Consider the following 12,500-nt stretch of genomic DNA (forward strand, 5'->3'; position numbering starts at 1 on the left):
TGGTAAAACCCTTGCAGGATCAGCGGAATGAACTTGATATTTTGACGACAGGGTACGGCTTGGCACTGTTGCAAGGTAGAGGTTCTTTCTTTCACTTCCAAATCATCGTAAACGCTCATCATTCGAAAAATCAGTCGAATGGGGAGTGTTTTTTTGTATGGATAAACGAATTGGCAAGCGAGTCAAAACGAATCGTATCAGTGTCGTGCAGAACCTTTCTTTGGATGCCTATTTTGAGCAATTCATGTACGCGAAGACCGCAGAGGGGAGAGCCAAGAGAACGCTGGAACAGTACCGTATGAACTACGAGTTCTTTGTGAAGTATTTGGATCTTCGAGGGGTCGAGCGACAGGTTCAGCAGATGACTACAGAATTAATCCGTGGATACATCGTATGGATGTTGCATGAGAAAGTGCGCTTTGAAGGTCATCAGTACGTGCCAGAGTCGGAGAAACGGGTGGGTCTATCCCCTGTTACCATCAACACAAGATTGAAAACGCTGCGAGTCTTCTTCCGCTTCTTAATGGGGGAGAATGTCATCGAAAATGATCCTACAGAATCGATCAAGAATGTCACGGAAGATGAGGAAGAGATTCGAATCTTGACTGTTGAACAACTTCGTAAATTGTTGGACGCACCGAATCAAAGAACATACAGCCAGTTCCGAGATTACGTACTTATGAACATGCTGCTCGATACCTTTGTACGGATCAATGAAGCCCTCTCCTTGAAAGTGTCTGACATTGACTTCGAATTAGGGCTAATCAATATTCGTGGAGAAGTAGCGAAAAGTCGTAAGTCTCGGATGATCCCTATGCAAAAGCGAACGGCGAATCTGTTGCATGAACTGATTGAGGAGAGTAAAGAGTTTGATTCGGAATTTGTTTTCCTCGCCAACTATGGTGAATGCCTAGAAGCGAGCCATTTTCGTCATAGGCTCAAAGAATATAGCAGTCGTGCTGGATTGTCCGTTCGAGTCCATCCGCACCTGTTCAGGCATACTGGAGCTACGATGTTTCTTGAGGCTGGTGGCGATCTTCGTCACTTACAAATGATTCTGGGACATCGTGATCTTCGAATGGTCATGCGATATACCCATCTCTCCAAGAACTCACTTAAGAAGCAACATGAACAATACTCACCATTGAATGAAGTGGTGGGGAAATTGCAGAGGGAGCGTAAAATCATGAGATGAGGGACGAGTAGAGCGGGTCAATTCGACCTGCTCTTTCTATGCTCACTAATCGTAAAACTACGCTCTAACTTTTTTGTGATTACCGATTCTCTCGCCTTATTTTTCAACGTTTATCGACGATCTCACGATTGTTGTTATATAATATAATTGAAGGAATGAAATGAGGTGAAAGAAAAACAACACGCAAGATGCGCGTACGCATTCTGCATCAAATGAAAACGACGTTTTCATCTTTGATTGACTTATCAGCCGTTACAATTTGAGTCTAGGCAAGAGGAGGATCAGCAAGCATCTATGGACGACATTCTGCCAGATGAATTTACAAATGATGAATATGCATTAGAATATGGCTCAGCATATGTTGCAAAAATGCAATATCTTGAACATGTTATGCTCAACTATGAGACAGGCACTGAATGTTTTAATGTCCTCAATTTTGAGGGAGGATTGGGAAAGTCGCTTCACATTTTGCGAGTGTTAGACCGTTACCTCTCACAGGACGAGAGTAAAATGAATTTCCTTATAGTGAAAAAGTTCAACAAAGAGATTGAGAGATCAGCAAATTATTTGACTGGTCGCGGACATTTTTCGGTTGTTGGACTCACCTCTGAGAATTGGACTTCTGAGTGGGCAAAAAAACCAGCTTCTTTAAAAAATGTTCGGGTGTTATTTATTAGCCACGAACGATACGTAAAACTCTGTCTAAGCGATGATCGGAAGCATTTCATGGAAGGTAGACACGTTTTGATCATTGATGAAAAAGTTGTATTCCCAATCCATACTTTCAACAAAGCGAAGTACGATAAAATTAGAGCTTATTTTCCGCGACCTCTCCAGAAAGAGTATGATAAAGTCTGCGATCCGTTGCTACATTGGCTCGACAAGCTCGAAGATCAAAAAAACCAATGTGCTCGCGTTAAGGCAAATATACACCCTGCAACAATTTCAAACTTTAAAAGTATCGTCGAGCCATACTTGTCCTCGCTAGCGATCAAGGAGCGCCAAGAGGTTGATCATTTTTTACAAGGTATAGACATTTGGTACGGGACTAAATGCGCATTCAACAGCGGGAACATCTCCGGCTCCGACCAAAGGTACAAGCATTGGGGAATGCAGAATAACATCATTTTGGACGCTTCAGCCAACATTGATGGTGTCTATAAGCTTGATAAAAACAAGTTTAGGATAATCAATCAAGGAAATGTAGTTGATCACAGTAATTGCGTCTTCAATATCTATCAATTCAATTCTAGTAAGAGCAACATCCGTAAAAATCAGGAACACATGCTAGCTGAAGTTGCGCAAAAAATTCAACTAAATTTGCAAGCTGAAGACCGTATCCTTCTGATCTGTCATAAGGAAAATGCCGAAAAACTGAATCGGTACTTGCATGAAGTCCGGCTTGATGACGTTCTAGTTCATGAAAAGGAAAAAGAGTATTGGGGGGAACAGATAGTCATCAATTGGTACGGAAACCTCGTGGGAAAAAACGATTACAGCTTATTCAACAAATGCTGGCTGATTGGCACACCAAATCTCCCTTTTGAGCATTACTTGTTACAATATCTTCAATATTCAAATATTGATTGGGGGAAGAAGGGGATGGCACTTCACGCTGGACGGTTTACGAATGATACATTTCATAGTGTACAGCTTGGCTTTGTCTCAGCAGAAATTTACCAAGCTCTAAAGCGGATACAGCGTGTATCGGTACCGCACGGTGAGTTCAACCTTGTCCTCAGTAATGATGAGATTGTGACAAAGGTGCTAAGCAGCTTTAAAAACTCAACCAATAGAAAAGCTCTACATTTTGATTTCAAGGTAAAGCAGGATGAGGAAAGAACGGAAACCCGAAGTATACGCGCTAGTGAACTTGCGAATTACCTTAAGGGTTTACCTATGGGTGAATATAGCAAGATGTCGATCCGAGAAGCAAACGGAATAGATCAGGCACATTTCTCAGGCTATTTGAAGCATCCAAAAATCTTGAAATTGACGCAAGAGGGAAAGATCATAATCAGCTATAAGACCATTACGGTACTGTAAGGAGTTTAGGACAGCACTAGACATGTGGGGGGGGAAGTGAAATCGCTTCCCTCTTTTTTATTGGAGCAGCATTGTGCTGTTCCTTTTTCTATAGCTGGAGACCACGGTCATGTTGAATCGACAGTCGCGGTCAAGATCGATAGTAGACGGACAAAGCGACCGGCAGACGCCCGTTTAGAAAATGACCATTTTTTGCTCTCTGATAGATTTCCCATTGTAAGGCTCACAGATATACCCCTTGCTTCTGAAAATTCAATACAGGTCAAATATGAAGGGCTGAGAGGGTGTTCTGCTGATAGTGCGAGTAGAGAGCAGCGTATTTTTTGAAAGCACTTAGCAAAGAGGACGCAGGGGGTTTTTACTACCTACAATATCTTTAGTATTAGTATATATATTGTAGGTAGTAAAAACCCCCTAGACTATTTTTGATATAGAATTGGGCATAGGTATAGATATAAACATAGATATAAAATAATATATTATACAAAAGAAATAGACCATGCTCCGCAAAACCATATGGGATAAAAATTGTGGGGGGTCTTCTGAATATAGCAAGACGAATAATCAGGGAGTGGCACTTGCCATTCTCTTTTTGTATCTGGCGCGGTCAAGATAGACAGCAGACGGACAAAGTGACCAGCAGAAAAAAGTATCAAGAACGATCAAAATTTTGTGCTGTATCAGATTTTTAGATTTGACCCTGACTAGGTATCCCCCCTCCACTCAATAACGCGATACAGGGCAAATACGAAGGTTTGAGTGGGGAGTGATTGGGTCACTCGATTGTGACGGAAATTGATGCCTTCCAAATGAAATAGTGAATTTATTGGAAATTAAGTCTCCTTTTGTACATAAAGAAAAAGACAGTATATTACTGTCTTTTTGTTGTCAAATTTAAACGGAAAATTTCGGCATTCTCAATGTAACTTCTAATCATTTCCTCTGTAACAATCTCTCTTTCTCTTTCAAAGACAGGGATACGTTTTATGTATATGTCTTCGTCTGCAATTGTGAATTTCACCTCAACTTTGTTTACTTGGTTCTTCGATGATTTTTTACTAGTTGAACCTCCCACAATGGCACCGACTCCACCTGCGACCACTCCTCCGATTAGAGCGCGACCTACTGTGTCAACTGCAGAAGTCGATGTAATTTGCACTCCATCTATCACTATGTCTACACACAATATTTCGTCGATGTCGTATTGTGACCTCTCGCCACAACTTTCTATAAAATACACATTTTTTCTGACTTTATCATACAAAACTGCCTGTTGAAAATTATGTGATTTCAATAATACGTTAGGTAAAATATTTTTTTCACTACAAAGAAACTGGATTTCCTTGTTGAGAATATCTTCTATATTTTTCAATCTGGTTCTTCTTGCTCTGTCTTGCAAGATAGCAAAATAAATCGATAATATGATTGTTGAAATAAGCATGATGATGATCCCAAAACCCTCATCGTTTACCCACGTGATGACAGTAACGAAAACCGCTAAAATAAAAGCTGGTAGAAATTTATTCGACACTTGAAACCCGCCTCTCGATACTTTTTGGAAATTATACCTAATGTGATGCGTATTGTAAACAATTTCTTGTATGGCGTATTTTTTAGTTATTGGAGTAGAAGTTGGTATAAAGTTGTAAATGCTATAAGCCAAACTGAACAAAAAAGTCATGAATTGTTAGAAGTATTATGTACAAGTGAAAAAACCCGATATATAATAATTATGTGAAGGAATTTACAATTTGTTTACTTTGAGGGATATGATAGTTTGAAACAGGGAGGACATCTCATGTCTAGTGTTGAGCATTTATCAACTCCAATTGGCAATATTCCAATCGGTAGACGAATCGCAGAGATAATGAGTGAGAAGGGGAATGCATTTTCCATACGTGCATTTTCCTCAAGAATTGGGATATCCAAAGATATGCTTGGCAGGATGATTTCAGGTGAAAGGTATATTAGTCCTTCTGAACTTGAAGTGATAGCAAAGGGGCTTTCTATCTCTGTGAATCGAGTTAAGCAAAAGGATACTGTAAACAAGTCAAACGAACTACGCAGTCTGTTAGAAAATGAGAAAAACTTCAAACGAGCGTTAGAGTTAGCACTCGAATTACAAGAGGTTGCAATTGGTTGTAGTGAACGCTTCGTTATACTAAATGACCTAGGTCGAGTTTACTATGCAACACGTAAATACGAAGAGGCTCATGTTACGTGGACGAGAGCAATAGGATTTGCTCAAACTATTGCTGATGAGTATCATGATACTGAGCCATTATATAAAGTTATGAATAATCTCTTGCTTTCTTTTACTGAAATAAAGGATTACGTTGGACTAAATGCAACGATTAGCGCGGTCAAACATCAATTTGAACGGTTTCCCACCAGAATGGGTACGCTGTATTATTCTGCTGCGGTGGTTGCCTTTCATGCTCAAAATTACGATGAAGCAAAGGTGAAATTTCTTGATGCATTAAGGATTTTTGAGAATACGGGAAAGTCAATACAGATTGGTACGTTGGAACACAATGTAGGATATACCGAGTATAAATTAGGGAATTTTTCTAGTGCCAAAGAATATTTTGAAAGGGCGGTCACTACACTTGAAAACTTTGATGAAGCTAAAATTATTGCCGTCAAAGATTACGTAAAGACATTATTGAAGACGAATGAAAAGAAGAAAGCAAGAATGTTGATCGATGAATCGTTAAATGATCTTGAGGAGAAGTTAGATCTCCCAACTCGAAAGGCACAGTTCTTAATGCTAAGGGCAATTGTTGATTCCGACATTACCTCTGCCGAGAGTGTTCTGATGGTTGAAAATGCTCCATCAAATCTAAAGTACCTTGTCTGCAAATTTCTGATGAACCATTATAAAGAGATTGGTGACGCAGAAAACCTGATGAGGTACTATGTAATTGCAGAGGAACATTGTGTAAACAATTCTGCAATCTATGACGAAGCGGGGTTATCGGGATGAAAAAGTCATTAGTCATGATTTACGTTGCATTTGTTGGTTTTGCGTGCTTAATCACCTTGATCGGTCAACAAAGCTCAAATGAGGCTGAACTTCAACCACTAAGACCAGAAGGCATTATTTCTTACCAAGACTGATATTTCATAATAATCCTGAGCACCTTCCAAACATGGAGGGTGTTTTTTTGCGTCATTAAATTTGCTGACTCACCAACCGCCATAAATACAATAAATTCAATTGTGTTATTGGTTATCATTAAGATGTAGAAATTAATAAGAAGGGAGTTTTCAAATGTCAAACACTCTTGGACAACGCATCCGTCAATTTCGCCTAAAAAAAGGTCTAACACAGATTGAGCTTGCTAAAGGTTTAGTAACGCCTAGCATGGTGTCACAAATTGAATCTGATCGTGCTCGTCCGTCTTATAAAGTTTTGGTAGCTATCGCAGCTCGATTAGATGTTCCACTTGAAGAACTTTTGAAAGATGTCAATCTGGATCTCGAATATATCAGTAAATACAAGATGGCAAAGAGCATGGTTCGTGCACAGGAGTACCAGACCGCAATTCCATTGTTGAATGATCTTTTAGAAATCTCCCTGCACCGGATTCCAAAAGAGGGGCTACTTTTGGAACTTGCGCTTTGTCACATTGAATTAGGAAATGTGCAGGAGGCGGAAGAGGTTCTGGATCAGTTGTATCAATTGGTCAACAACGGTCAGAATGATCGTCTTGCTCCTGTCGTGTTGTTACAAATGGGTAAGGTTGCAGCTTTGAAAAGCGACTTTCCAATTGCCCTTTTTCACACGAACAGGGCTTGGGGTGAACTGCAAAAGGTCGAGGAATTTGAAGCTGATTTTCATGCAAAAGTTTTGATGCAATTGGCTGTTCTCCACGAGAAAGTTGGTAAGGTAGCAGAAGCGGCCAAGTATTACGAGAGAGCATTGCTCCTGAACCAATTCAACGGCGAAGATCGAGCCAACACATACCTGAGACTTGCAATTATGTATGAACGGCAAAAGAAGTACGAACAGGCAGAATTGTATGCGACAAAGGCGTGCGTGTTGTTAGAAGAACAAGCAAACGAGGAACAGCGGCAGGCGATGCAACACCATTTGATCATGCTTGAGCGTGGGATGAGTAATTGGGAGCTTTCCGTTCAAAAACTGCTGACACTTGTAGAGCAGATCGAACGAAATGGTGACAATACAAGAGCCGGAGAGGTTTATGCTGATCTTGGACTCATCTGCTTGGAGAATCAAGAGCTTGATGAAGCCTGGGCATACGCTGAAAAGGCGAGAATGCGGCTTTCCGATGATGATTCCACGATGGGGAAAGTTTACCGTGTCTTATCGTTTGTTTATTTTCAACGCAATGATGAGACGAAGGGTCAGGATCACCTCGACTGCGCCATGAGGATTTTTGAACAGCATAGCATGGTTGCAGAATTGGAAGAGATCACGCTACATGTGTGCCGGTATCTGAGCGACAAGGGGGATCACCGCGCAGCATTTGAGCGAATGGAGCGGTTTCATCAATACATGATGGGACAATTAGAGCGGCGTGGGATCGTTCTGTGAAATTTGCGATGATGAACACGTATGAGAAGTTGAACTGGGAAAGCTACTCCCGGACAAAGATACGGATCGGGAACTTATCAGGCTGCCTGTTCATTCATAAAAAACATCGAGATCGTTGGTACTTTCGCGGTTATCGAGTGGAAGCAAAAAATTTCTATCATGCCATGACCAAACTAGAAGAGAGCATTTTCGGTGTAGAGGGTTTGTCTGACGGTGCATTGTGGGAGCGAGTTGGAATCATGATCGGCGTGAATGGCATCTGGGGATACATGTATAAGAGCGTGACGAGGGATGGCGTTTGGCTATGGTGTGGGCATGAGTTTGAAGCTGAGACAGAAAAGATGGCGAAGGAGCATTTGCAAAGTTTTAGCAAGGATACATGAGCGGTGAATTGGGCGACCCGATAAGGGTTGCCTTTTCTATTTAGTAGGGCGGTGATCAGATTAGAGGTAAAAGTAGCAAAAGAACACTTCTGTTTGGAGTAATTTGTTTTTCACCGATTCCGATTATTTGGGGGATTTTAAGGCTGTTTTGGGATCAGATCGTAGAGAAATAGGGATTTTACCGAACTCGATTACGGATGAGGTCGAAAATTGATTTTATTGCGTAGATTTATTACGTAGAATTATAATTCTATGCTATAATGTAGGTAGACCCAAACGGTGGAATGCGGGTCGAAGGGATGTAAAACTCAAAATAACGATAGAAAAATATTGCGTAGAATTATTTATCGCAAATTATCGGGAGGAAATGACCATGCTACACCGATTTGTTGAGGAAGGGTTGAAAGGTAAGTCAGACACCACGATCAAGACTTACGAACACGCGATCAAACAGTTTGAGGAATGGTTGGAGGGTACGGGGACGAACTTGGAGGATTATTCGCGGTCAGACGTACAACAGTACATAGATTATCTCGCAAGCAAGAAGAAGTCGGCTGCCACGATAAACAAGGTTTGGAACGCGATCAAGACGTTTTCAAAATGGGCAGGGAAGAGGGCAGCAATCGAGGATATTTCCGTTGTGAAGCAACCTGATGTAAAAAAACAAGCTCCGAAAGGCTTGGACAAGATTGAGCGTAACCGTTTGATTCGGGATATGGATCGTATCGGGAACAAACGTGATTATGCGATTCTCATGACTCTGATGATGACAGGGATTCGAGTGAGCGAACTTGTTGCCTTGGATCGGGACGATGTTGAGATTGGAGAACGCAGCGGCATTTTAAAAATCAGGGCAGGGAAGGGGAATAAAGAGCGAAGTTTACCCCTGAATAAAGAGGCAAGACGAGCAATTGGCAAATACATAGCGGAACGGTCGGATGATCTCACGCCATTGTTCATTAGCAACCGACAGGAGCGGATCAGCGTTCGTAGCGTGCAACATCTGCTCGGTCAATTCGGTGTACACCCTCACCAACTCCGCCATACGTATATAACTGGGTTGGTGCGAGCGAACGAAGATTTAGCGGTTATCCAATCACTTTCGGGTCATAGTTCGGCAGATATGGTTTTGAGGTATTCGCAGCCTTCGGAAGAGGACAAGCATAGAGCCGTTGAAAAATTATATAACGATTGAGCTATCCGGTGGATGGCTCTTTTTCATGGGAGGAGGGGTGGGAAAACATCTGATTTTGAGTCAAAGATATCCATCATGGGAGTAGCACTATCATCTCCACGACCGGGACTATAGATATTTGATTAAGTGAATCTGTGTTGTGCAGAGAGGGGTTATTTGGTATTGTATTAGGATGTACTATTTAGTAATAATTGAGGAAATGAAAGAGATGAAAAAATACTAGGAGGTGTTTTCATGGCGGGTAAACGATTAAGTGATTTTAACCGTAAGAACGGTGATTCGTTAATTGAAATTCCTTTGTACACGAAAATAAAGGTAGATACATCTGTAGAGACAGATGAGTATGCAGAAATATTAGATTATGATGAAAATGGTGTGCCAGATATTCTATATCATATAGATTTTATTGAAAATAAGGACATAAGATATCTTAAAAAGATTATATTGGAGGAACGTACGTTCTATTACTTTTGTCCTTTTTGCAAAAAAGAAACACATATAATTTACAAGGGTCATGAGCTAAAGGAAAAATATATTGATCCGAAACTCGCAACCTATTCTTACAGTTATAGTATGTCAGAGGAATATGATTTATATGTAGAAACAGCGAATAAGGATAATGCTTTAAGATTAGCTGAGTTCACAGAACAGGTATTTGAAGATAACAGGGTGTTTCAAATGAATTTAGAGTGTACCTCAAAAGAAAAACATACGATGTATTTAGTTTTTCATTTGACAAGTGATAATTTTTTGATGAAGACAGGACAATATCCTTCTATATATGATTTTGATAATTCTCTAGTGGAATATAAGAAGATTCTCAAAGATAAGAATATAACTAAAGAATTAACAAGCGCTACAAGGTTGATTTCCCATGATATGGCAGTTGGTGCCTTTCTCTATTTACGCAGAATTTTCGAGAATCTGCTTTTCGAGCAATCAGAACGAGCAAAATTGGATAATAAGATAGATGCAGAAGTGTATAGTGGAGCCGATACCAAAAGAAGAGTTGAAATGCTTCACATAATTGGTTATGTTCCTGCTTACTTAGATGAAATAAACCCTTTCCTTTATGATATCTTGAGTAAAGGTGTTCATAAATTGAGTGAAGAAGAATGTAAGCAATATTATGATACTCTTAGAAAAGCTATCTTGTTGATTCTTGACGAAAAAGTTGCGATGGAACAAAAGGGAAAACTGAAGAAAACGACAAAAAAAGAGTTAAATAAAATACATACGAATATTTCGAAGTGAGTAAAATACTCATTTCGTGTGAAAGCCGTATTCAAATTGGATGCGGTTTTTATTTTCGCCTAACAACGTATGTAAATATGTTGAAGAGTGGTACATGACTTTTTGACAATTAATGAACCTTGAACATCAAAATACAAAGGTTCTCCGACACTGGTACATAGTTCATAACTTGATCTACGATAATAGTTGAAAATAAAACAGCATTGACGTTATAGAAGGTAAAAGCTGAAACCAACTTGTGAACTTATGTACTGACTAAAAAACAATGCGATTTCTACAGTTTACCGCTCCTCCCACTTGCAGTTTACGGCTCCTAGAGATATAATTCCTACTAATAAGAGATGCGCGTTTACGACCAATTGCTGATCAACCGCTATCGCATCCAGTTTTCAGGGAACATTCCCTATGGAATCGTAGCTCAGAGGGAGAGCACCACCTTGACACGGTGGGGGTCGGAGGTTCGATTCCTCTCGATTCCACCAACAAGTAAGATCAAGAAGACCCGATCATGAGATCGGGTCTTCTTGCATGTTCAGGCTGGTTGTATAAATTGCAAGGAGCAGTATTTCGAAGCAACTCGAAGCACAATGGAGTGGTCGAGGTGCGCTGGAGATGATTTCAGACTTTTGTTCGAACTGCCGGATTGAGAGAGCAGCGAGGACGTGATAAGATAACTCTTGTCGCCGCGAGAAACGCGGTGATGATCACCACAAAAAATTACCTGTTGCGATAGAGTTCGCAATGTGGTATATTAAAAAACGTCGCTGAGAGCGGCAAACATCTTGATCCTTGAAAACTAAACGAGTGTTACAGAGATATGATTGCGAGTCAAGATACAAACTTTCTCAACTTCGGTTGAACAACTTTTATTGAGAGTTTGATCCTGGCTCAGGACGAACGCTGGCGGCGTGCCTAATACATGCAAGTCGAGCGGACTGGAGGGAGCTTGCTCCCAAAGGTTAGCGGCGGACGGGTGAGTAACACGTGGGCAACCTGCCCGACAGACCGGGATAACGCTTGGAAACGAGTGCTAATACCGGATAGGCTTCACCTTCGCATGAAGGAGAAGAGAAAGAAGCTTTCGCTTCACTGTCGGATGGGCCCGCGGCGCATTAGCTAGTTGGTGAGGTAACGGCTCACCAAGGCGACGATGCGTAGCCGACCTGAGAGGGTGACCGGCCACACTGGGACTGAGACACGGCCCAGACTCCTACGGGAGGCAGCAGTAGGGAATCTTCCACAATGGGCGCAAGCCTGATGGAGCAACGCCGCGTGAATGATGAAGGCCTTCGGGTTGTAAAATTCTGTCTTCTGTGAAGAACAAGTGTGAGAAGAGAATGCTCACACCCTGACGGTAACAGAGGAGGAAGCCCCGGCTAACTACGTGCCAGCAGCCGCGGTAATACGTAGGGGGCAAGCGTTGTCCGGAATCACTGGGCGTAAAGCGCGCGCAGGCGGCCATTTGCGTCCGGGGTGAAAGCCCAAGGCTCAACCTTGGGATTGCCTTGGATACGGGATGGCTTGAGGATCGGAGAGGCAAGGGGAATTCCACGTGTAGCGGTGAAATGCGTAGAGATGTGGAGGAACACCTGTGGCGAAGGCGCCTTGCTGGCCGATTTCTGACGCTGAGGCGCGAAAGCGTGGGGAGCAAACAGGATTAGATACCCTGGTAGTCCACGCCGTAAACGATGAGTGCTAGGTGTTGGGGGGTACCACCCTCAGTGCCGAAGCTAACGCATTAAGCACTCCGCCTGGGGAGTACGGTCGCAAGACTGAAACTCAAAGGAATTGACGGGGGCCCGCACAAGCAGTGGAGCATGTGGTTTAATTCGAAGCAACGCGAAGAACCTTACCAAGACTTGACAT

The 12,500-nt window shown here is 41.7% G+C and carries 8 protein-coding genes, 1 tRNA gene and 1 rRNA gene (1 of these 10 only partly in view); 9 read left to right on the forward strand and 1 reads right to left on the reverse strand.

What is annotated here, in order from left to right; all coding sequences use genetic code 11:
* Positions 1-157 precede the first annotated feature (157 nt).
* Positions 158-1,195, forward strand: a complete 1,038-nt coding sequence (locus tag CBW65_RS13855; RefSeq protein ID WP_087457331.1) for a tyrosine-type recombinase/integrase — start codon at positions 158-160, stop codon at positions 1,193-1,195.
* Between the two features lie 294 nt (positions 1,196-1,489).
* Positions 1,490-3,241: a hypothetical protein gene (locus CBW65_RS13860; RefSeq protein ID WP_087457332.1), complete on the forward strand. Its 1,752-nt coding sequence runs from the start codon at positions 1,490-1,492 to the stop codon at positions 3,239-3,241.
* Positions 3,242-4,112: 871 nt separating this feature from the next.
* Here CBW65_RS13860 and CBW65_RS13865 read toward each other — a convergent pair.
* Positions 4,113-4,772, reverse strand: a complete 660-nt coding sequence (locus CBW65_RS13865; protein ID WP_087457333.1) for a hypothetical protein — start codon at positions 4,770-4,772, stop codon at positions 4,113-4,115.
* Between the two features lie 267 nt (positions 4,773-5,039).
* Between CBW65_RS13865 and CBW65_RS13870 the strand changes: the two genes are divergently transcribed.
* From CBW65_RS13870 to CBW65_RS13900, 7 genes are all read left to right on the forward strand, one after another.
* A complete protein-coding gene (locus CBW65_RS13870; protein ID WP_087457334.1) occupies positions 5,040-6,227 on the forward strand; it encodes a helix-turn-helix domain-containing protein in 1,188 nt (395 codons plus the stop codon).
* Between the two features lie 288 nt (positions 6,228-6,515).
* Complete coding sequence (locus CBW65_RS13875) at positions 6,516-7,802, forward strand: helix-turn-helix domain-containing protein (RefSeq protein ID WP_087457335.1); 1,287 nt, start codon at positions 6,516-6,518, stop codon at positions 7,800-7,802.
* Positions 7,799-8,185 (forward strand): hypothetical protein, encoded by a 387-nt coding sequence (locus CBW65_RS13880; protein WP_087457336.1) that lies wholly within the window; start codon positions 7,799-7,801, stop codon positions 8,183-8,185. Before CBW65_RS13875 ends, CBW65_RS13880 begins: the two co-directional genes overlap by 4 nt.
* A gap of 373 nt (positions 8,186-8,558) precedes the next feature.
* Entirely contained in the window at positions 8,559-9,380 is an 822-nt protein-coding gene (locus CBW65_RS13885; RefSeq protein WP_087457337.1) for a tyrosine-type recombinase/integrase, read from the forward strand.
* Between the two features lie 234 nt (positions 9,381-9,614).
* A complete protein-coding gene (locus tag CBW65_RS13890) occupies positions 9,615-10,634 on the forward strand; it encodes a hypothetical protein (RefSeq protein WP_087457338.1) in 1,020 nt (339 codons plus the stop codon).
* A 407-nt stretch (positions 10,635-11,041) separates the two neighbouring features.
* A tRNA-Val gene (locus CBW65_RS13895) sits at positions 11,042-11,116 on the forward strand.
* Between the two features lie 383 nt (positions 11,117-11,499).
* Positions 11,500-12,500, forward strand: a 16S ribosomal RNA gene (locus tag CBW65_RS13900); it runs 544 nt beyond the window's last position.

The organism is Tumebacillus avium (assembly GCF_002162355.1).
In the GTDB taxonomy this organism is placed as follows: Bacteria; Bacillota; Bacilli; order Tumebacillales; family Tumebacillaceae; genus Tumebacillus_A; species Tumebacillus_A avium.

Bases quoted from the DNA above. Each gene is read 5' to 3' on its own strand.
- CBW65_RS13875 (WP_087457335.1), top strand. From the start codon at position 6,516: ATGTCAAACACTCTTGGACAACGCATCCGTCAATTTCGCCTAAAAAAA.
- CBW65_RS13870 (WP_087457334.1), top strand. From the start codon at position 5,040: ATGTCTAGTGTTGAGCATTTATCAACTCCAATTGGCAATATTCCAATC.
- CBW65_RS13855 (WP_087457331.1), top strand. From the start codon at position 158: ATGGATAAACGAATTGGCAAGCGAGTCAAAACGAATCGTATCAGTGTC.
- CBW65_RS13885 (WP_087457337.1), top strand. From the start codon at position 8,559: ATGCTACACCGATTTGTTGAGGAAGGGTTGAAAGGTAAGTCAGACACC.
- CBW65_RS13860 (WP_087457332.1), top strand. From the start codon at position 1,490: ATGGACGACATTCTGCCAGATGAATTTACAAATGATGAATATGCATTA.
- CBW65_RS13890 (WP_087457338.1), top strand. From the start codon at position 9,615: ATGGCGGGTAAACGATTAAGTGATTTTAACCGTAAGAACGGTGATTCG.